Genomic DNA, 19,629 nt, shown 5'->3' with positions numbered 1-19,629 from the left:
GCTGAAAGCGATCCTGCAATGATAAATTGCCCCGTCACGGCGTGACCCGCCGGAGGTTTTACAAGCCAGATAAGTGGCGCTGTAAAATAGCAGTTTCCCCAGTACGAAGGGGAAAAGCTACTGTCATCGCTTGTCGATGACGCGCCTCGCAGAGCCTGTCCAAAATAGCATTTTGGTATAACAGGCTATACCAGATTTTTAACGGGGTTATACTGGTCTTGGAAAACCTTTTTCGAGGAGGCATTTTTGATGGCGCATTTAAAGAAAAATACGCGTGGCGCAGTCCCTGGTTTAGCGGTCCATTTTGAACGCAAAACCGACCATCACACTAACAAAGAAATTGATGTGTCGAAATCCTATCTGAATCAAGAGCTCATGGCTGATGGTTCTGATATGCTTTCACGCTTCAATGCGCGTTTAAATGACGTTTATTGTATGAAAAGAGACGATGTGAAGGCGTTAGCCACTTGGATTGTCACTTTACCTGAAGAACTCGCAGAAGCGTCCTACGAGCAACAGAGCGCCTTTTTTGAAGCAACCAGCAATTTTCTCAATGACCGTTATGGTCAAGAAAATGCCGTGGCAGCTGTCGTTCATTATGATGAGACAACACCACACTTGCACTATGCCTTTGTCCCGGTAGTTTTTGATGATAAAAAGGCACGTTATAAAGTATCCGCTAAAGAAGTGCTCTCGCGCCATGATCTACAAACCTTTCATGAGGATTTAGATCAGCATTTAAAAAAGGAGCTGCCCTTTTATGAACAAGGGATTTTAAATAACAAAACCCTACCGTTTGAAAACGTCGCTGAAATCAAAAAATACAATGATCAGTTTAACGTCTTGAAGGATGAACTAGCTGACGTTGAAGAAAATATTAGGGCTAAACAGGCCGTACTTAAAATCACGGATCAAGCCTTAACGGAAGTAGACTTAGCCGAAAAACAAATTGATGATTTTAAACAAGCCTTATCTAAAAACCTCTTTGGTAAGACGGTGCTTAAACCAGATGACTTAGACCGCTTTAAAAGCGTGTTGGGCACGATGAAGAAAGCCACCTTACAAAGCAAGCATGAGACAGAAGAACTCAAGCAAGCATTAGGACAAGTCAAAGCGCAATTAGCAGATGTCCAGGCTGACTATCAAAAGCTAAAAGCAACGCACCAAGCGTTGCAGGCGGATCAACTAGAAAAGCAAAAAATGGACTATGTGATGCGTGACATGCTTAAAAATGATTATGGTGTCGAGAAACTATCCCATACTGATGTGGAGGCTCGGTATGTCCTTTATAAGCTAGATCATAAAGAACTTACAAAAAATAAGAAATCGGCTCAGTCATGGTTAAAAACTTTGACGACAGCTAGAGAAGATCCAGACACCAAAATAGCGCCGACTAGGTTAGATTGGGGCATTGAACAAGTTAAAGCATTAATCAATCGAATCATTGAATTAACGCGTGATATTTTTAAAGGACCTAGTCTCTAACGTTAAAACGGCTTATTTGCCCGTCTAAGCGTTTTTAGATGAAATACGTAGAAATAGTCATCAAATATATTCAAACGTCGCTATTGGCTTAATAAGTGGCAATCAGGTTACATAACCAGGAATCCATCATTTAAAATAATGCCAAACAAAAAGAACACTCTGGACAAACATTATGTACAACGGTGTTCTTTTTGTTTTGTTTTTATTAATTCAATAAAAAGGCGCAGCCTATTATAAGTTTATCTTTTATATTTTAATCTTTTGTTCTTTTGCGCGGTTAGAAACACAGTAATACCAATGGTTTTACGTATTATATAGCTACCAAAAACTGTGTATATAGCTACCAAAAACTGTGTATATAGCTACAAAAAACTGTGTATATAGCTACGTTTTATATTTTTTTGTAGCTATATACTGGTATAATAAAAGCATAAAGAAATTCCTGTCTAAAAGTTTTTCTTTATGCTTATCCAACAACACGCCCAAAGGAGCGAATTTATATGTCTATTATACCAGAATTAAAAACAAGGCAGGTACAGACCTTGAATGAATTATCAAAACGCAAAGTGGTTGAACATAATAGCTTAATCACTTCCATTGCTAAAATGGATAAAACTCCACTTAAAATGTTTGAATTAGCCGTCTCGTTGATTGATACAGACAATCCCCCAAAAGATCATACGGTTTATTTATCAAAGCAAGAGTTGTTTGCTTTTTTTAAAGTGACAGATAATGACAAGCATAGTCGCTTTAAGGAAGCTATACAAAAGATGCAAAAGCAGGCTTTCTTTGAAATTGTGGAAAAAACAAGCAAGGGGTTTGAGTTTGAAAGTATTGTCCCAATCCCTTATGTAAAATGGGCAGATTATCATGATGAAGTGACTATTCAATTTAGCGATAAAATCATGCCTTATTTAATCAATCTTAAAACTAATTTTACGCAACATGCTTTGTCAGACATCGCCGAATTAAATAGTAAGTATGCCATTATTCTATATCGTTGGCTATCGATGAACTACAATCAGTATGAGCATTATAGCGTTAAGGGTGGACGGCGAGAAGAGCAGGTTGAAAGTTATCGTAATCCAACAATAAGCATTCAAGAATTACGAATAATGACCGACACAGTAAATGAATACACACGATTTACTAACTTTAGTAAAAAAGTTCTAGATATCCCACTTGAAGAAATAACTTTTCATACTTCGTTTAATGTTACGTATGAAAAAGTAAAAAAAGGCCGCAGCATTGATAGCATTGTCTTTCACATTACTAAAAAACAAGTTGCGGCTGATAGTAGTTATAAACAGGATGATCCCGTTTATATAGAGGGCAAGATTCGTCAAGAAGAAACAGAAGATATGTTGACTGTTAAGGCAATAAAAAGTCCCTATACAAAGTTACTTATGGAGCAGTTTTTATTGTCATATATTGATTTGACGGATACGGCTATTTTGTCAGGGTTACAGAAAAATGTTTATCCACTTTATGACGAATTAAAAGAGTTACGTGGTTTAAAGGGCGTGAAAGAACACTTAGCCTATATCAGAGATAAACAAGATGACTATTCGAAAAAGAATATTGCTAAGTATCTTAAAAAATCGATTGAACAGTATCTACCAATCGTAAAAAGGCAGGATATAGATCATGAGTGACAATTTAAAAACAATCCGAGAACTTGCTGAGGAGTTAGGTGTTTCAAAACAGGCAATACAATATCATATAAAGTCGCTGACAAACAAAACAAGGCAAACAAACGACAAAGGTATAGTTATTTTATCTTTAGAAGAACAGCATTTTATAAGGTCGAAGGTCGACAAACAGACAAACAAAACCAAGACAAATAAACAGACAAATGACAAACAAACAGACAAAGAGACAAAGTGGGATATCCACAACTATTTAATTAGTGAACTTGATGAAGTTAAGAAAAATAGAGATAAACAATTAGCAGTTAAGGATAAGCAACTAGAAAATAAAGATTCGCAAATAGCTCAAATGCAAAACTTACTAGACCAACAACAACGGTTAGCTTTGCAAGACAAAAAGCTGCTCGAAGAATACAAGGCAGAAATTAAGGACTTGAAAGCCTTAACGATGGCACCGCATGATGATGGTGAAAAAGAAGTGACGTCAGACAAACAACCGGAACCTGAAAATAGCACCCCGGAGTCACAACCTAAACCGAAAAAGTGGTGGCGTTTTGGTAAATAGTTACAACTAAAAAAGAAAAGAAGACTAGTTAAATGGCGGAAGATAAATTTGAACAAGCTGTAATTGACAAGCTAAAGAGTGAAGGTTGGGAATATCTAACAGATTATTCTGGTGTAACAGTTGATCGGCTATATGACCACTGGCGCGACATTCTGAATGCCAACAATCGTAAACGACTAGAAGATACGCCGTTATCTGATAATGAGTTTGAACAAGTGAAGTTGGAACTAACGAAGAATAAAACGCCGTATGATGCGCAACTCATGTTGGCGGGTACGGGTGGTGTTGGGACGCAGCTAGAACTTGAAATATTCTATGGTGATGAAGTGGCTGGTGGACATTCACGTTATGAAGTCGTTAACCAAATTACGTTTACGGATTTAGCAACGTAAGTTAGATTTGTTGAAAGAACAGAAAAAAGGCTTTTTACAAAAGATGTTTGTTTAGGGTCTATAATTAATAAGTGATGGGGTATTGTGGAACTGATGGTCAGGCAATAACTACGCAAGCAACTAGAGACGGTGGAGTTGATGGATTTATCCAACAAGATGCATTAGGGCTACAAAATATATACATCCAGGTTAAAAGATACGCTAAATCAAATTCTGTAGGTTCTAGAACCATCCAAAGTTTTAGTGGAGCACTTCAGGAAAGAAGTGCAGGAAATAGTAATAGTGGTGTCTTTATAACTACTTCATCCTACACTCAAGATGCTTTAATATCCGCTAAACGTCTACATATAAAAGCTATTGACGGTGAACAATTGGCTAAACTAATAATTAAATATAAGGTTGGTATAAAAACCATCAATCAATTTCCAATTTATGAGATTAATAAAGACGACTTTTAATTCCCACCATTTCCATCAGGGTAATTTATAAGGAGAAAAGCTATGGATGACTTAAAAACCATAATAAGTAAAACTCTCAATCAATATCAAAATACTAAAAATAAATAAAAAAATTCTTTTCAATTTTTATTTATGGTATGACATAAATAAAGTAAAGTTATTCGTCTAGGTTAATCTTATTAATACTCTTTCTCACTAGTGTTGCATGCAACACTAGTGAGAAAGAGCATTAAATATACTGCAAGGCAAGACATTTGGTAATTGAAGAATAACAAGCAAAAAAATAGCAGTCAGGTCTCTTGACAAAGTATAGTTGCTATTCTTTTTTTAGGCCCTACTTTAATGAAATTTTTGTTTGGAGGGAACGACCTCATTCCTTTGATTATTTCAGTTGAATTTAATAGAGAAGCCTGGCGTCTATTAAGAAATACTTTTCTTGATAAGCGTCAATTTTTTTAACGGAAATCTATCCTATACTAAATTCAGTAAAGGAAAAGGAGAAATCAAAGGAAACTATTTTAAACAAACCAAAATTATAGGAGGAATAGATCATGACTGAAAATAAAGCTTCTCAAGAAAGAACACCCCAAGAAAGATTGCAAGAAGAACAAGAACACAAGGAACATGTCCATCATACAAAAATTAATGCAGCGGCCATTTCGGATCATCTTTTAGGGAACATGCATACTTTACATGTGAAATTGCACCAATATCACTGGTATGTAAATGGTGCTAATTTCTTCACTCTGCATGAAAAATTTGAAGAATTGTATAATCAAAACGAAGAATGGTTCGACAAACTAGCAGAACGCTTGATTACTTCCGGTCATAAACCGGCTTCAACCACCGATGAATTTGAAAAATATTCCATGCTTTCAGAAGATGCCATCAATAAATACGCTAAAGCAGAAGACATGGTTGAAAATATTATCGAAGATTTCAGAAGTACCCGTGAATTAACGATTCGTGCTATTCGTTTAGTACAGGATGAGGGTGACGATGCTTTAGAAGATACACTGATTGCTTTTAAAAATGACTTAGATAAAAACATTTGGATGCTGCAAGCATTCATTGGCAAAGAGGCATTGGAAGACGACGATGCGTTTGATGAGGATGAAGATTAGGTTTTTCGTAAACATACATTTAAAAATTAAAGATTTTGGGGTTGGGACTCTTTCCAGCTCCTATTTTTTTGCCGTTAAAAAGACTTTTCTTGATGAGAGTCAATTTTTTTGAGGTAGGGGGCCTTTATACTAAATATAGGAAAGTTAAAAAAAGGACAATAAACTGATAAAGGGGGAGAACGAATTGACTCAATACACCCAACCACATGCAGCAGGAGACCACTCAGCTTGTATCCGCTTAGTCCCGATATTCAATCATTTGGAGGAAAGCTCGATGGATCGCATCGCTGGAAAAGCTCACACGAAGCACTATCAAAAAGGGGCGTTTCTGTTTCGCTCGCAAGAAAAAGATGATGCCTTATATATTGTGAATCGCGGAAAAGTCCGCATCTATCGCTTGTCTGATTCTGGTAAAGAGCAACTAGTGCGTATTTTGAATCCGGGTGACTTTACGGGAGAATGGACGTTGTTCAATCCTGATGCTGTGCATGAGGAATACGCAGAAGCTACTCGAGATACGTCTGTCTGCATGATTCAACAACATGATGTACAAGAGTTTCTAAAAGAGTATCCTGCAATTTCGTTAAAGCTGCTAGGAGAGATGTCGCAGCGGTTAGAAAAATCCGCACGTCAAACCGCACAAGTAGCCGTGGAGAGTGTCATTACCCGTTTAGTTTTGTTTTTGGCAGAAAATGTGGAACCTGAAATGGGCAACTCTCCCACCATCACCCTGCCGATGGCAAAAAAGGACATTGCTTCCTATTTAGGAACGACACCTGAGACCATCAGTCGCAAATTTGGAGAATTGGAGAACGAGGGATTGATTCAACAGCTGTCTGGGAAAAGAATCAAGATTCAGGATTTAGATGATTTATTGCTTTACAGCGAATAATCGGACACACTTTTTTATACACGTTGGTGTTCTGTCGCTCTTCATTAACAATGGGACAGAACTCAGTGCTTTTGCGTCAAGAAGAAGTCGCTTTGAGTTACGTTTTGTGGTACTCAGTGGGTCGGTTCTTCATTGAAGGTATGCGAACGAACAGTTTATGGATTGGCGAGTGGATCCGCGTTTCGCAAGCCTTGTCTCTGGCCCTGTTTATTGGCGCGATTGTAGTATGGTTTATACGCAGACAAGATTATCCACCAATTTCTTATTATTCTGATGGCAATAAGGGGCAGAAAAAGACTATTAAGATGGTGAATTGAGCAAAAAGATAAAAAGAAGTGCCGAACTTGATATGCGTCAATTTTCGTTTGCTAAAAGTGAGCTATATTACAGTTGTAAAGAGGAAAAGGCAGTGTTCATTAATCTGCTGCCGATAAAATAAAAACACATAAAGGAGATAGGAATTATGGAAAAAGCTATATTGCAATTAGAAACGTTGTCTTGTCCAAGTTGTATGCAAAAAATTGAAGGTGCCGTGAAATCAGTTAACGGTGTTGATAAAGACAGCATTAAAGTATTATTCAACTCCAGCAAAGTCAAAGTCGATTTTGATTCAGCTGTCACTTCGATTGAAGAGATTCAAAAAGCTATCGAAAACGTAGGCTATCCGGTCCTTAAAGCAAAAGTCAAGGCCGCTTAACAGATTAAATGAACTAGGCAATTCTGGAAGGAAAGCTATTTTTCCAGGATTGCTTTTTTTGTTGCAATCCGATTCGAGGTGCTTAGAAACGATAAAAGAGAACTTTCTAAACTTGATATCCGTCAATTAATTACTTAGGCAATTATCTTATACTTTGTTTATCAATAAAAGAGAAATTAAATTTGGAGGGAAAAAGCATGCAACAATATATATTAAGCAAAAAAAATGTTATCACCGTCATCAGTGGATTGTTAATCGCACTCGGTTTCTTCAGTCACTTTGTTTTAGAAAACGTAGGACTTTCAGAGTGGTCTTTGATCATCGCCTCTGTCTTTGGGATTATGCCAATTGCCATTCAAGCGTTTCAAGCAATGAAAGTCAAAGTCATCAGTATTGATGTCTTAGTTAGTATTGCAGCGATTGGTGCGCTTTTTATTCAAAATTATGAAGAATCGGCTATTGTCACGTTCTTATTCTTATTCGGACACTACTTGGAACATCGAACATTGAACCAAACGCGATCTGCTATCAAAGAATTGACTGAAATGGCACCCGAAAGCGCCTTGAAACAAATGGATAATGGCGAATTTGAAGAAGTAGAAGTGGATGATGTAGATGAAGGGGATATCTTGCTCGTTAAAACGGGTGCGAAAGTTCCAGTAGATGGTACAGTTCTTACGGGTGAAGGGCATATCAATGAAGCTAGCATTACAGGTGAAGCTGTTCCGGTCAACAAGCTAGCTGATGCAGAAGTTTTTGCAGGAACCATTTTAGAAAACGGAACGATTCAAATCAGAGCTGACCGAGTTGGTGAGGACACCACATTTGGAAAAATTGTTGAACTCGTGGAAGAAGCACAAGATTCTAAATCCGAAGCGGAACGGTTCATTGATCGCTTTTCTAAATACTACACACCAGCTGTCTTGGTCCTGGCAATTGTTGTATGGGCGTTCAGTCAAAATATTGAGTTAGCAATCACCATCTTGGTTCTAGGTTGCCCAGGCGCATTAGTTATCGGAGTGCCTGTCTCAAACGTTGCCGGTATTGGGAATGGTGCTCGTAACGGTGTTCTTTTAAAAGGGAGTGAAGTCATTCAAGACTTCAGCAATGTGGATACAATTGTATTTGATAAGACAGGTACTTTAACTGTCGGAAACCCAACCGTTGCAGCGACTGAACTGTATGAAAAAGATTCTGCTGAAACGCTTGGCTATCTGGCCAGTGTGGAACGGGAATCAGATCATCCATTAGCAAAAGCGGTCTTAAATCAAATTGGAGAAACAAACTTTTATCCTGTTGAAGAAACTGAAGTCGTGAAAGGCGGCGGAATCGTTTCAAGTGTAGCTGGACATAGAGTGGCTGTCGGGAATGTGGCCTTGATGGAAAAAGAAAATGTCACTCTCAGCAAAAAAGTGCAAAAAGATGTCAAACGGTTTGAACAACAAGGGAACTCTCTCGTTTTGACAGCGGTCGACGGTGAATTAAAAGTACTGATGGGCATTCGCGACCAAGTCCGTCCGGGTGTGAAAGCTAATTTGCAGGAATTAAAAGACCTGGGCGTAAAAAATCTAGTCGTTCTTTCAGGAGATAACCAAGGAACCGTTGATGTGGTCGCAGGCGAACTTGGTTTGACCGAAGCTCACGGCCACATGTTGCCGGAAGACAAATCGGCTTATATCGGAAAACTCCAACAACGTGGTCAAATTGTAGCCTTTGTTGGAGATGGCGTTAACGATAGTCCGTCCTTAGCTTTAGCAGACATTGGCATCGCAATGGGAAGCGGAACGGACGTAGCGATCGAAACATCCGATGTCGTTTTAATGAACTCGAACTTCAGCAACTTGCCTCACGCATTAGGAATAGTAAAAGCTACCGCTAATAATATGAAACAAAATATCGCGATTGCAATTGGAGTAGTGTTGGTCTTGTTGACCAGCGTCTTCTTCAGCGAATGGATGAATATGTCTATCGGAATGTTGGTTCATGAAGGTAGTATCCTGGTGGTAATTTTCAATGCCATGAGATTAATGAAGTATAAGTTGAAAGGTCGAAAAGAATAAAAAGAAGTATCAGCACCTGCAGAGACAGTAAAAATATCTCAAGAATAAACTAGAAGAGGCTGGGACAATAGTCCATCCTTGAAATGACAAAAGCGGAAACTCCCAGATTTAAAATTCTGGGAGTTTCCACTTTTTTGAGTTCTTGAAAAAAAATAAGAGTATAGAGTATGCTCTTTATAAAATTAATTTTCGTGTGAATGATTAAAAAATCTAATAATAAAATTTAAATTCCTATTAAGTTTTAACACATGAAATTACATAATTCATCATATTGGCTATATCGTGTTTACGATATTAATAAGGAAGCAAAATTAGAGAAGTATCATGGCAATCTAGAACAATATTTTAGTTTTGAACCAACTGATTATCTTGCTTTGAAGAAAGATAATTAGAACGTACAGGGCCCATTTTTATAGTTACGCCCCTAGCCATCAAACATTGAATCCCAAGTCACCGTTGATGGGTCGGCGGATTGCATTTCTGGGATCGTCAATTACGGCCGGTGCGGGTGCACCGGAAGATTCGTTCGTCGATTATCTCGTCGCGACGGATGGCGTGATTGCCATCAAGGAAGCGGTGAGTGGCACCACTTTAGCAGGTAACGCACCAGATAGCTATGTGCATCGGCTCTATCATCGGATTCCAGTGACCCAACCATTAGACGCTTTTGTCTGCCAACTTTCAACCAATGATGGGCGGCATGACAAGGCTATGGGGCAAGTTACGGGTGCACAACAGCGCCACGGCTTTGACGAAACGACGACGCTCGGAGCGATTGAAACAATCCTGGCCTATGTTCAACAGCATTGGGCGGTGCCAATCGTGTTCTTCACTTGTGTGCGAAAACACGATGCGAATTATGGTAAATTAGTGCAGTAATTGAAAGTCTTACAAAAAAAGTGGCACTTCACGATTATTGACCTCTGGCAGGATCCAGTGGTCAAAGCTGAAAATCGCGCCCAACCACTAGCAATGGTCGACGACGCTCATCCAACCCGATTAGGTTATCGGAATATCTGGACGCCAATTTTTCGGCAACAATTAACGGACGTGCTTCGCCAGTCGGAACCATAATCGTCAATCGATTTCGCGTTTTCAAGGCTTCCGTCGATAGTCTAAAGAAATAAACATAACGACCGGATGAACCTGTCATGTGATAGGCTCATCCGGTCGTTATGTTTTAGCTTACTTCAAATTTTAGGTTAGTCTGCGACTTCAATCTTCCCAACCGCAATCGGTAAGGTGACGTGTGCATCGTAGGCGCCAACTTCACCAGCAACGGTGGCTGGTAAAACCAAGTCTTGTGGTACGCCGTGAATGTAGATGACCCGTTTGTCGAGTTCCAAGTCATCGGTACCAAAGACTTCTTTGAACTTCGCTTGCAAATCAGCTAATGGCACATCGATTTCGTAGGCAAAGTGGCCTTGGGCGTCAGCGACTGGGTAGTTATCATTCGGCACGTCCATGTGATGTGGGGCGTTGTCAAATGGCACCATCGTTGTCCCTGAGACTGGTTCAGTTTCTGGCAAGTCGACAAATCCGTCATGATTGGCATCCTGCGCCATCGTGGCAATTTGGGCCGCCTTACCATCTGGAAAACCGTGGAAATGTTCCCAGTGTTGCGTATTTGCAGGTGTATCAAACATTTCAATCGCCACGTGTAATTGGTCACCGTCTTCAACAAAGGTGGCAGTTCCATGGGGTGCCGTTCCAATGTCTTCTGCGTTTAGTGGTACGATGTTAGCAACGTATTTTTTAGTCATGAATGATTCCTCCAATTCTTCATCATAAGTCCATTATATGCTATTCTAAACTTATTAAAATTGATATATGTCAAGAAAGGAAAATTTATGCACCCAAAAATGGATTGTATCAGTCGCTCGCCACTTTTCGCGCCGCTGTCACCGACAATTAAAACTAAATTGATTACAGTGACGCACCATCGCAAGTTTTTTCAAAAGGGTCAACTGATCCGACAACCGCTGGACCACCAAGAAGGGATGCTGATTTTGGACGAGGGGACGGCCAAAGTCTATGCGTTAGCTGATAATGGCAAGGAGAAAATTATTGACTTACTACATACTGGTGATGTGGTCGGTCAGCGCTGGTTATTTGCACCGCATGAAAATCAGGGCTACATCCAAGCGACTAGTGATGCGTGGGTTTGTTCCATTCAATACGCTGATTTTCAGCAGTTACTCGGAGAATCAGCGAATTTATCGTTAGCGATGATCAACAATTTTGGCAACCAATTGATTGAAGTCGAGAAAAATCAGATGCGCCGTGATCTATTGGATGCAAAGGACCGTCTGATGGCTTATTTGCGGGATGTCGCGGTGGAATCCGGACAAGTCGTCTTTGAATTACCACTTAAAAAGAAGGAACTCGCCAATATTTTGGGAATTACGCCGGAGACGCTCAGCCGTCAATTTAAGCAGTTAGCTTTGGAAGGTAAAATTATTGTGAATAACCGGCAGATTACGATGTGCTAGAAAAATGCGGTTAACTACGCATTTTTCTAGGGACTGTCTGAAAACTAAAAATTCAGGTATAATCTGAGGAAAAACGAATCGAGGCATTCCGATGACAACACCTAAACGATACGAACTGGAAGATGCTCAGTGGGACCGAATCAAAGGATACTTCCCGCCATACCGGACTGTCCGTCCATCAAGCCTAGACAACCGTACCGCCCTCAACGCTATCCTCTGGCTCATGCGCAGCGCAAAAAAAACGCCGAATGCATGGTCGAAAATCAAGCTATTGGACTAAGTCGAGGTGGCCGAACGACCAAGATTCACGCACTCGTTGACGGATTAGGGAATCCCTTGGGGTTTCGCCTAACAGGTGGTCAAGTACATGATAGCCAAGTTGCCAGTGAGTTGCTGGAAGGCTTCGATATTTCTCAATCAAATATTATCGCGGATAAAGCCTATGGCACCGCGAAACTTCGCCAGTATATTGAAGATAAAGCAGGCGTCTATACCATTCCGCCAAAGGAAAATACCAAAGACAAGTGGACCTGTGATTACCACGTTTATTGTGAGCGCCATTTGATTGAGAACTTCTTCAATCAGTTGAAGAACTTTCGTAGGATTGCAGCGCGTTATGATAAGCTCGCTCGTGTTTATCTGGCTACGGTCTACATTGCCTCAATTTGCATCTTACTTAAGTAGTTTTCAGACGGACCCTAGTATAACCTATTCCGAACGAATTAAAATCGAAACCTTTTGTGAACTAGGGCTGTCCAATATCCAAATGGGCGTTCGGATTAATTTTACAATCTACCATAAGCCTACCGATTTTTTAATATTATTTTATTCATCAATTTCTGGCGCCGACCCAAGCTCTGCCTGAATCATCCAGATTTTCTTCTCAATTGCGGTTTTGAGACCAATGAAAATATCTTGGGTACTGAAGTCTTTTTCAACATCGGATACTTCAATGCCGTGTTGGTAAAGGTCTTCCAAGTAACGATAGCCATCAACTAAGTGTGCGAGGCGTTCTGGGGTTGTTTTGTCCCATTCACCAGGCCAGTCTTGAATCTTAGTGTTTTCGGCCATTTCTTTTAAGGTCGAGTAAGGACTGCCATCAAGCGCAATCAGCCGTTCAGAAATGACATCGAGTTGGCTGTCAATTTCTTCCATGAACTCATCCATCAAGGGGTGCAACTTCAAAAAGTTGGGTCCACGCATGTACCAATGCGTCTGATGGATAATCATTGACATCTGGCTCAAATCGGCAACGAGTTGATTTAATACTGCTTTGGTTTTCGTATATTTCATTAGATTGATCTCCTTTCGATATGGTTATTGTAGCATAGTGGTAGCTTAATCTGAAACGTTATACACTGGCAAATTAAGTTATTTATAGCCCGTAGAATTAAGTCGTTTTGAAAAGATGGAGACGTTACAATCTACCAATTAAATAAATCTACAATTGAATTCTATTTACCTTATGAAGATGTTCAAAACGCGTTAAAGGAAAGTGCGCAAAACCCCTTTATACGTACAAAGGATGAATGGGTAGTGGGTAACAATGAGTGTAAATTAAATAAGGCACAAAAAAGTATGCTTAAGGATAAAGAAATATATAATCATTTCAATTTAGAAAATATTCCCAGTTCCATCAAAACGGAGCTAAACAAGATAGTGCATGACATCGATGACTAATACTTAAACACCAAACAGAAAGGGGCTATGAATATATAGGGTCTATAATTATATAATGACCCCTCGAAAAGACTATTAAAACAGCCCCTAACAAATCGCTTTGGTTTGTTAGGGGCTGTTTTTTAGCTTATAATTAAAATAACGCCTATATGGCTTGATTCTAACGTTTAAATAAAGAGGTGACTAGCTAATGGTGCAACAAATTGTTTTACCGATTAAAGATTCCAACATTTTAAAAAATGTTCAGGAGACCCTTTTGAATAGTTTTCGTGCAGGCAGGCGTAATTACACCATTTTTCAACTGGGTAAAGCGACCCTACTACGGGTTAGTGATGTCATGCAGCTGAAAAGGTCTGATGTATTCACCGCAGATGGAACGATTAAGCAAAATACATTCATCCACGATCAAAAAACAGGTAAAGCCAACACTCTCTACCTCAAACCTGTTCACGCTGATTTACTGGATTACTATGATTGGCTTCAGCAACAAAATCTGATTTCTGAGTGGCTTTTCCCCTCAATTCAGCACCCAGAGCGTCATATTACTGAGAAACAATTCTACAAGGTTATGGCTAAGGTTGGCGACCTTTTAGGGATTAACTATCTAGGCACCCATACCATGCGAAAAACTGGTGCTTATCGCGTCTACATGCAGTCCAACTATAATATTGGATTGGTTATGCAATTGTTAAATCATTCTAGTGAAGCAATGACGTTAACTTATTTAGGATTAGATCAAGCAAGCCGAGAAACAATATTAGATCAAATTAATTTTGGTTAAAATAATGGACTTTAGACAATGACAAGTATTATTTGCTTTATCTATGTTAAGCGTAATTAACAAAATTATATTTTAAGGCAATAATGTTTTGGCCAAGTAAAAACAACCCAAAATTCCGGCATTATCACCATTCGCTACAGGAACAATGTAATTGTCTAAGTCTGGTACATCAAGATAATCACTCATTTGTTCTGCAAAACTTTCACGAATGAGTGGGAATAACATTTCACGATGTGGCACCCCACCGCCAAAAACGATTTTATCTGGACGTAGAATCATTGTATAATCCAACGCTGCCTGAGCTAAGTAAAATGCTTCTATTTTCCATGCTTCAGCATCATCAGGAATTTCTTTAGCACTCATATGCCAACGTTCCTCAATAGCAGGTCCAGCCGCAAGACCTTCCAAGCAATTATCATCATGGAAGGGGCAGTGCCCCACATAATTGTCGGCTGGATGCTTTTGCAAGAAAATATGTCCAGCTTCTGGGTGGCTATAGCCACTCACTAAATGGCCACTAGATACAATACCAGCTCCAACACCAGTACCTACGGTCAAATAAACCATATTGTCAACGTTTTTTGCGGCACCTGTTTCAAACTCTGCCCAGCCAGCTCCATTAACATCAGTTGTCCAATAATAGGGAATGTCACGCCATTCCTTCATTCGTCCCAAAAAGTTATACCCAGACCAACCTGTTTTTGGAGTGGCCAAAACATACCCATATGTTTTAGACTGCTCAATAATATCAATTGGGCCAAAGGCAGCAATACCAATTGCATCAATATTATCGAACTGATCAAAAAACGAAATAACTTGATCAAGCGTTTTCTGACCATCCAACGTTGGAAATGCCGTACGCTCTACAATATTATAATTATGATCAGCTACAGCAACAACAAATTTTGTTCCACCTGCTTCAATTGCACCCAATAATCCCATCTTGTTCTCTTTTCTTTATCAATTAATTATTCACAGTAATCATATAGCGCTCATCATTGTGAGTCTAATAGATTGTTCACAGACAATTTAAGCTAATATTTTTACATAATAATTCTCCCTGAAAATGTCTGAAAAAACGGCCATCGCAAGATAGCCGTTGAGAAACATCTTTTACTTAACAATTTCACAAAATTCAACAATCACAGCATCTGGTCCCGAAATATTAAAGAATTTAATTCCTTTTTTCCAGAAATCTAAATGTTGTACTTCATCGTCGATTAAGTCAAATCCTTCAGATTTGGCTGCAGCAAAAGCAGCATCAGCGTCTGTTGTATCCATTGAAATATGATTAATCGCACCAGGCTTACCAGCCACCTCATCAGCGTGCCAAGTCTCAATAACTAAATTATCGCGCTGCATAAAGATAACATCTCCGACTGGGAAATCACCCGTCTTTTTGAAACCAAGTTTTGTCCAAAAACTTTCTGCTGTTGCCAAATCTTTTGTAGGAATACCAATGTGTTGGACCCCTGAATAATAATCTGAAAATGCCATTTAATTTGCTCCTTTAAGATATTAACCATTAATTTATCAGTTACTTTTACACGCCTTGGTGCTTTAAATTTGGGAAAATTGCCTTGTCTCCCCAACCAGTTATACCACCCTGGAATAAGAAGGCAAAAACTGTTCCTAACCCATAATTTGAAAAATCAGGGTAAATGATGATTGCAATAATAGCTAAGATAGTTGGTGGAATATAGGACGCCCACATGGCCTTGGCCGCGGAACCTTTAAAATATTTAAAGCGTAAAATTTGCATCAAATCATCTGCTGGATGTAATACCAAATTAACACGTTGATAAATAGAAATAGCAATGGCAATTAAGAAAACACCGAAAAAATTTAAAATAACATAGAAAATTGTCATACCAATACTTTGTGAATCAGGCATAATGCTTGAAAAGATATTGGCGAAATAACTAATCAATGCGGAGAAAGGCACCATGAATGCAATGTTACCAAAAAATTTTCTTGCGTTAAAGTGTCCCTGAAGAAAGACATTTAAAATAGCAACAACCACACCAATAACGAAAAACACCCATCCCAGCATGCTGCTGTTTCCATTAAATATCGCTTTATTAACTCCAGCTGATGCAGCAGTCCAATACGCTGATCCTAAAAAGGTTGGGTGTATTTTTTGACTTGTAACAACAGTTAAAACGTTACCGGCAGCATTAATCACTAAAGAGAAAATAAAATAAGACAATGAGACACCAATTGTTAACTTGCGACCATGAATTTTACTGTCTAAGACGTCTTGTGAAGCCATTGATTATGCCTCCTCTCCGCCAACCTTAACCACAGCTTTGGAAACGACACCAAGCTTACCGTTAACAAAATCGTCAACAGTCTTGTAGTCTAATTCATGTGACATCAAATCCTCAACATTCAACTTGCCTGATGACAACAATGCCAATGAATCTTCAAAGGCATTTGGATTGATAAATGATCCTTGAATCGTCAATTGCTTTTGGAAGACTTCATAAGTGTTCATTTGGAACTTTGCGTCAGGACCGCCAACACCAAACATCAAAACTTGAGCACCACGGGCTGAAGCCTCAATGGCTGCTTCTTGTGTTTGTGGTAAACCAACTGCTTCAACAACAACATCATAAGCGCCCTCAGGAATTTTATCACCATCTTTGGTATTGTAGGTGTTTTTCACGCCAAAATTTTCTTTATTCATAGCAAGCTTTTCAGGAACAATACCGGCCAAATCGACTTGGTGAATGCCATAAGCTTGCAAAAGTTGAACAAATAGTTCACCCATAAATCCATCACCAATAACTAAAGCTTTTTGATATGGTGTTACTTTAAGCAACTTAATTCCGTGCACTGCACATGAAATAGGTTCAACCACAGCAGCTGACTTCAATGACACATTATCAGGAATTTGGTAAACAACTGATGCAGGTGCCGTAAAGTATTCCTCAAATCCACCATTACGTGTAACACCAACAGCCGACAAGTTTTCGCAAAGTTCTGGGCGTCCCGTACGGCAATACTTACATTGACCGCAGTAAATATTAGGATCAACCGTCACACGGTCTCCTACCTTAACGTTTGTAACAGATGAACCAATCTCAGCTACAACACCGGAATTTTCATGACCCAAAACAATTGGTGGTACAGCATCTGCTGAGCCGGGAAGGCCGGCATACAAAGCATGATCAGTACCACAAATACCAGCGAATGCTGTATGAATCAAAACTTCATTGGGCTTAACCTCAGGTTTTTCAATGCTTTTAACCTCTAATTTTTTTGTACCAGTTAACACAAGTGCTTCCATGTTTGTTCTCCTTTGATTTTTTTCACACCATGAACATCTTAAATTGTAAACGTTTTCATAAAAGAAAACAAGAAAATTTGCTCAACTTTTTTTAATTAATAATATAGTGTTCATCAATCAATTATCCTCATTTATTAAATGTTATAGAATTATAGCCGATAATTATGTTAAAATTGGCATTTTTTAATAGTCTAATTTTATCCATTCAAACAATATATAGCATATTGAATATATATCAGGTTGAAGAAATAATTTGAGAGTATTTTTGTGTTAATTTACTGCTTAATCTGGATTTTTTTAATGAAGGAAGCTAAAAAGAAAAGAAGTCAAGTACCTTGAAACACTTGACTTCCGGTAGAAAAATAACAGCTGAACTAAATAAACTAACATAATAAATATTAATTGAAGCGCAGTGAAAGTAGCTCAAATCAATTTTGGTTAACTTTAAATAGCACGATAATGAACCCTTATCATAAGGATTGGTAAGGACTTTCCATTGCTAAATTGACGTCATAGGGATATGTTTAATGTCATAACAAGTGCAGGGAGGATAGTCGTGATATTCCATAATTTGATAAAAGCAAAGAGGCAAAAAATGTCTCTAACACAAATGGATTTGGCTAATAAATTATTGGTGTCTAATAAAACCATATCTAATTGGGAGACAGGTAAAACGTTACCCGATATTGAAAATATTATTTTAATATCTAAATACTTAAACTTGTCATTAGATGATTTATTTTTGGGAGATGAAACTATGCTTGAAAAATTAAGAGAAAATCAACAAGAACGCAAATTTTATCGTGTGGTTACGATAAGCCTAATCAGTGCAATGGTAGTTGGAACTATCGGTTATTTATTTTTAAAATTGTTCTACTCAGCTAGTTTGGCTTCAATCGAATCAAACGTATCTACTTATTTAGCTATTCCAATCCTTGTGCTAATCATATACATTCTAACAAAAATTAACTGGCATTCATTGATTAGTATTTTAAATAAAAAACTGATCATTGCCATAGGCCTGTTGATATTTTTGTACGCAGTTATACCAGTAATGGAAGTTATAGACGGTTTGATAAGAGGGTTTGTCGGATCTAGTATTAATTAAGTAACTGGGGAATACTAGAAACTCAACAAACATAATGTAGCTTATGCCAAGTTAAAAGCGCCAAACCTTAATTTAATACGGTTCGGCGCTTTTTCTGTGATCACGTCTTGTGAATTGAGCTTAAAATAATTGGTCTAGCTCTCATAATCCCCACAACTAGCCTTTTGTCATTTGTGAAATTTTAGTCCGTGGGCGTTTTATGAGACGGCTGTTTGTGCTTTTTGCGGAGGCGTAAACGGACCACCAATTTGTGTTGGGCGACTTCTTCGTCAGACAAGGTTAACTTCTCATCAATTGAAAAAGAGGTCGTTTTGTAATTTTTTGCCAGGACAACCGCATAAACAGCTTGGTCAATCTGGTCACTTTGTTCGGGTGTTAGGGCAAACGTATAAGACTTGTCGCCATACAAAATCGTTTTATCAGGGGCTACGCGCGTAAAGCGACCCTTAATTGCATTGTACGTCATCACAGCTCCTTTCTTGATTTTATTAGATAAATCTCATCAAAGGGGCGTTTATTACCTTTTTGCCCCATAATAGAAATGTCGACTAAAAGCTACTCCCCCAAGCGTTGAGGAGGGGTTACCTGTCGGTTTATTTGCAATTTTACCCCCCCTATTAGTAATTTGGGGGCTTGGTTAATTTTTTGAATCGTCTTTAATTGTCAAAAATAACAGTCTAGCCATCATACTATCAGCGTCACTGTATTTTAAAGTGGGCCACCAGGCTTGCCCAGCGTACTGGCTCAAGCCTTTGAAACAGCAGAGCTGTTTCATGGCAGTTATTGTTTATAATTATACACTGTCTTGCCCTGAAAGGAAACTTGCTTCAAAAAAAGACAAACAAAAAGAGCTGGTGTTCCTACGCACTAGCCCTTTTTACTAGAGAGGTTAGTCTCCATGTACTTTTTCCTATTAACATTATAACATCATATTATTGGTATTTCAAAACATGC

General features: G+C 38.7%; 21 protein-coding genes and 3 pseudogenes. 16 read left to right on the top strand and 8 right to left on the bottom strand.

The annotated features are described in order from the left end of the window. The first annotated feature begins 249 nt into the window (after positions 1-249). The 12 genes and pseudogenes from mobV to JC2156_RS03145 all read left to right on the top strand — a co-directional run bounded on the left by mobV (position 250) and on the right by JC2156_RS03145 (position 10,201). Complete coding sequence (gene mobV / locus JC2156_RS03195) at positions 250-1,485, top strand: MobV family relaxase (RefSeq protein ID WP_006845396.1); 1,236 nt, start codon at positions 250-252, stop codon at positions 1,483-1,485. Between the two features lie 500 nt (positions 1,486-1,985). Further along, the gene (locus JC2156_RS03190; protein WP_006845395.1) at positions 1,986-3,140 is read left to right on the top strand and encodes a RepB family plasmid replication initiator protein; all 1,155 of its coding nucleotides are present in this window, start codon (positions 1,986-1,988) and stop codon (positions 3,138-3,140) included. Further along, the gene (locus JC2156_RS03185; protein WP_006845394.1) at positions 3,133-3,699 is read left to right on the top strand and encodes a helix-turn-helix domain-containing protein; all 567 of its coding nucleotides are present in this window, start codon (positions 3,133-3,135) and stop codon (positions 3,697-3,699) included. The genes JC2156_RS03190 and JC2156_RS03185 overlap by 8 nt, the downstream gene beginning before the upstream one ends. A gap of 32 nt (positions 3,700-3,731) precedes the next feature. Continuing rightward, positions 3,732-4,088 (top strand): annotated as a pseudogene (locus tag JC2156_RS03180) (type I restriction endonuclease subunit R); the annotation flags it as partial. A gap of 77 nt (positions 4,089-4,165) precedes the next feature. After that, a complete protein-coding gene (locus tag JC2156_RS03175) occupies positions 4,166-4,549 on the top strand; it encodes a restriction endonuclease (protein WP_006845392.1) in 384 nt (127 codons plus the stop codon). A 551-nt stretch (positions 4,550-5,100) separates the two neighbouring features. Continuing rightward, positions 5,101-5,673, top strand: a complete 573-nt coding sequence (locus JC2156_RS03170; protein WP_006845391.1) for a Dps family protein — start codon at positions 5,101-5,103, stop codon at positions 5,671-5,673. 184 nt (positions 5,674-5,857) lie between these two features. Further along, the gene (locus tag JC2156_RS03165) at positions 5,858-6,565 is read left to right on the top strand and encodes a Crp/Fnr family transcriptional regulator (RefSeq protein WP_089997620.1); all 708 of its coding nucleotides are present in this window, start codon (positions 5,858-5,860) and stop codon (positions 6,563-6,565) included. A gap of 8 nt (positions 6,566-6,573) precedes the next feature. Beyond that, a pseudogene (locus JC2156_RS03160) lies at positions 6,574-6,882 on the top strand (prolipoprotein diacylglyceryl transferase family protein); the annotation flags it as partial. 146 nt (positions 6,883-7,028) lie between these two features. Beyond that, complete coding sequence (locus JC2156_RS03155; RefSeq protein WP_006845389.1) at positions 7,029-7,262, top strand: heavy-metal-associated domain-containing protein; 234 nt, start codon at positions 7,029-7,031, stop codon at positions 7,260-7,262. A gap of 197 nt (positions 7,263-7,459) precedes the next feature. Continuing rightward, positions 7,460-9,322, top strand: a complete 1,863-nt coding sequence (locus tag JC2156_RS03150; protein WP_006845388.1) for a heavy metal translocating P-type ATPase — start codon at positions 7,460-7,462, stop codon at positions 9,320-9,322. 248 nt (positions 9,323-9,570) lie between these two features. After that, positions 9,571-9,714 (top strand): hypothetical protein, encoded by a 144-nt coding sequence (locus tag JC2156_RS08830; RefSeq protein WP_006845387.1) that lies wholly within the window; start codon positions 9,571-9,573, stop codon positions 9,712-9,714. A 67-nt stretch (positions 9,715-9,781) separates the two neighbouring features. Then, positions 9,782-10,201 carry an SGNH/GDSL hydrolase family protein gene (locus JC2156_RS03145; RefSeq protein WP_006845386.1) on the top strand — a complete coding sequence of 140 codons (420 nt, stop codon included), beginning with the start codon at positions 9,782-9,784 and terminating at the stop codon, positions 10,199-10,201. A 61-nt stretch (positions 10,202-10,262) separates the two neighbouring features. On the opposite strand, the gene JC2156_RS08545 is transcribed toward JC2156_RS03145, so the two are convergent. Both JC2156_RS08545 and JC2156_RS03140 read right to left on the bottom strand, forming a co-directional pair. Continuing rightward, positions 10,263-10,475 carry a hypothetical protein gene (locus tag JC2156_RS08545; RefSeq protein ID WP_006845385.1) on the bottom strand — a complete coding sequence of 71 codons (213 nt, stop codon included), beginning with the start codon at positions 10,473-10,475 and terminating at the stop codon, positions 10,263-10,265. 49 nt (positions 10,476-10,524) lie between these two features. Then, entirely contained in the window at positions 10,525-11,085 is a 561-nt protein-coding gene (locus tag JC2156_RS03140) for a hypothetical protein (RefSeq protein ID WP_006845384.1), read from the bottom strand. Positions 11,086-11,172: 87 nt separating this feature from the next. Between JC2156_RS03140 and JC2156_RS03135 the strand changes: the two genes are divergently transcribed. Together JC2156_RS03135 and JC2156_RS03130 are read left to right on the top strand one after the other, a co-directional pair. Further along, entirely contained in the window at positions 11,173-11,814 is a 642-nt protein-coding gene (locus JC2156_RS03135; RefSeq protein ID WP_038241070.1) for a Crp/Fnr family transcriptional regulator, read from the top strand. 91 nt (positions 11,815-11,905) lie between these two features. Then, positions 11,906-12,498 (top strand): annotated as a pseudogene (locus tag JC2156_RS03130) (IS5 family transposase). A gap of 141 nt (positions 12,499-12,639) precedes the next feature. Here JC2156_RS03130 and JC2156_RS03125 read toward each other — a convergent pair. Beyond that, positions 12,640-13,107 carry a Dps family protein gene (locus JC2156_RS03125; protein ID WP_003587210.1) on the bottom strand — a complete coding sequence of 156 codons (468 nt, stop codon included), beginning with the start codon at positions 13,105-13,107 and terminating at the stop codon, positions 12,640-12,642. Positions 13,108-13,684: 577 nt separating this feature from the next. Between JC2156_RS03125 and JC2156_RS03120 the strand changes: the two genes are divergently transcribed. Next, a complete protein-coding gene (locus JC2156_RS03120) occupies positions 13,685-14,275 on the top strand; it encodes a site-specific integrase (RefSeq protein ID WP_006845381.1) in 591 nt (196 codons plus the stop codon). A 72-nt stretch (positions 14,276-14,347) separates the two neighbouring features. Here the strand turns inward: JC2156_RS03120 and JC2156_RS03115 are convergent, their stop codons facing one another. The 4 genes from JC2156_RS03115 to JC2156_RS03100 form a co-directional block, all read right to left on the bottom strand. After that, positions 14,348-15,217 carry an ROK family protein gene (locus tag JC2156_RS03115; protein ID WP_006845380.1) on the bottom strand — a complete coding sequence of 290 codons (870 nt, stop codon included), beginning with the start codon at positions 15,215-15,217 and terminating at the stop codon, positions 14,348-14,350. A 171-nt stretch (positions 15,218-15,388) separates the two neighbouring features. Further along, complete coding sequence (locus tag JC2156_RS03110; protein WP_006845379.1) at positions 15,389-15,772, bottom strand: VOC family protein; 384 nt, start codon at positions 15,770-15,772, stop codon at positions 15,389-15,391. Positions 15,773-15,818: 46 nt separating this feature from the next. After that, positions 15,819-16,547, bottom strand: coding sequence for a DUF6198 family protein (locus tag JC2156_RS03105; RefSeq protein ID WP_006845378.1), 729 nt, complete (start codon positions 16,545-16,547; stop codon positions 15,819-15,821). 3 nt (positions 16,548-16,550) lie between these two features. Next, a complete protein-coding gene (locus tag JC2156_RS03100; protein WP_006845377.1) occupies positions 16,551-17,567 on the bottom strand; it encodes a zinc-dependent alcohol dehydrogenase family protein in 1,017 nt (338 codons plus the stop codon). 520 nt (positions 17,568-18,087) lie between these two features. Here JC2156_RS03100 and JC2156_RS03095 point away from each other — a divergent pair. Next, positions 18,088-18,675, top strand: a complete 588-nt coding sequence (locus JC2156_RS03095) for a helix-turn-helix domain-containing protein (RefSeq protein ID WP_274507276.1) — start codon at positions 18,088-18,090, stop codon at positions 18,673-18,675. A 181-nt stretch (positions 18,676-18,856) separates the two neighbouring features. Here JC2156_RS03095 and JC2156_RS03090 read toward each other — a convergent pair whose 3' ends face one another. Beyond that, positions 18,857-19,141 carry a hypothetical protein gene (locus JC2156_RS03090; RefSeq protein WP_038241063.1) on the bottom strand — a complete coding sequence of 95 codons (285 nt, stop codon included), beginning with the start codon at positions 19,139-19,141 and terminating at the stop codon, positions 18,857-18,859. Positions 19,142-19,629 lie beyond the last annotated feature (488 nt).

This window comes from Weissella koreensis KCTC 3621, assembly GCF_000277645.1.
Note: the sequence above shows the minus strand (reverse complement) of the source record. Positions and strands in the feature narration are given on the sequence as shown.

Coding starts and splice junctions, on each gene's coding strand:
- JC2156_RS03125 (WP_003587210.1), bottom strand. CDS start 13,107: ATGAAATATACGAAAACCAAAGCAGTATTAAATCAACTCGTTGCCGAT.
- JC2156_RS03110 (WP_006845379.1), bottom strand. CDS start 15,772: ATGGCATTTTCAGATTATTATTCAGGGGTCCAACACATTGGTATTCCT.
- JC2156_RS03150 (WP_006845388.1), top strand. CDS start 7,460: ATGCAACAATATATATTAAGCAAAAAAAATGTTATCACCGTCATCAGT.
- JC2156_RS03190 (WP_006845395.1), top strand. CDS start 1,986: ATGTCTATTATACCAGAATTAAAAACAAGGCAGGTACAGACCTTGAAT.
- JC2156_RS03135 (WP_038241070.1), top strand. CDS start 11,173: ATGCACCCAAAAATGGATTGTATCAGTCGCTCGCCACTTTTCGCGCCG.
- JC2156_RS03185 (WP_006845394.1), top strand. CDS start 3,133: ATGAGTGACAATTTAAAAACAATCCGAGAACTTGCTGAGGAGTTAGGT.
- JC2156_RS08545 (WP_006845385.1), bottom strand. CDS start 10,475: ATGACAGGTTCATCCGGTCGTTATGTTTATTTCTTTAGACTATCGACG.
- JC2156_RS03155 (WP_006845389.1), top strand. CDS start 7,029: ATGGAAAAAGCTATATTGCAATTAGAAACGTTGTCTTGTCCAAGTTGT.
- JC2156_RS03140 (WP_006845384.1), bottom strand. CDS start 11,085: ATGACTAAAAAATACGTTGCTAACATCGTACCACTAAACGCAGAAGAC.
- JC2156_RS03105 (WP_006845378.1), bottom strand. CDS start 16,547: ATGGCTTCACAAGACGTCTTAGACAGTAAAATTCATGGTCGCAAGTTA.
- mobV (WP_006845396.1), top strand. CDS start 250: ATGGCGCATTTAAAGAAAAATACGCGTGGCGCAGTCCCTGGTTTAGCG.
- JC2156_RS03145 (WP_006845386.1), top strand. CDS start 9,782: ATGGGTCGGCGGATTGCATTTCTGGGATCGTCAATTACGGCCGGTGCG.
- JC2156_RS03095 (WP_274507276.1), top strand. CDS start 18,088: ATGTTTAATGTCATAACAAGTGCAGGGAGGATAGTCGTGATATTCCAT.
- JC2156_RS03115 (WP_006845380.1), bottom strand. CDS start 15,217: ATGGGATTATTGGGTGCAATTGAAGCAGGTGGAACAAAATTTGTTGTT.
- JC2156_RS08830 (WP_006845387.1), top strand. CDS start 9,571: ATGAAATTACATAATTCATCATATTGGCTATATCGTGTTTACGATATT.
- JC2156_RS03120 (WP_006845381.1), top strand. CDS start 13,685: ATGGTGCAACAAATTGTTTTACCGATTAAAGATTCCAACATTTTAAAA.
- JC2156_RS03170 (WP_006845391.1), top strand. CDS start 5,101: ATGACTGAAAATAAAGCTTCTCAAGAAAGAACACCCCAAGAAAGATTG.
- JC2156_RS03100 (WP_006845377.1), bottom strand. CDS start 17,567: ATGGAAGCACTTGTGTTAACTGGTACAAAAAAATTAGAGGTTAAAAGC.
- JC2156_RS03175 (WP_006845392.1), top strand. CDS start 4,166: ATGGGGTATTGTGGAACTGATGGTCAGGCAATAACTACGCAAGCAACT.
- JC2156_RS03090 (WP_038241063.1), bottom strand. CDS start 19,141: ATGACGTACAATGCAATTAAGGGTCGCTTTACGCGCGTAGCCCCTGAT.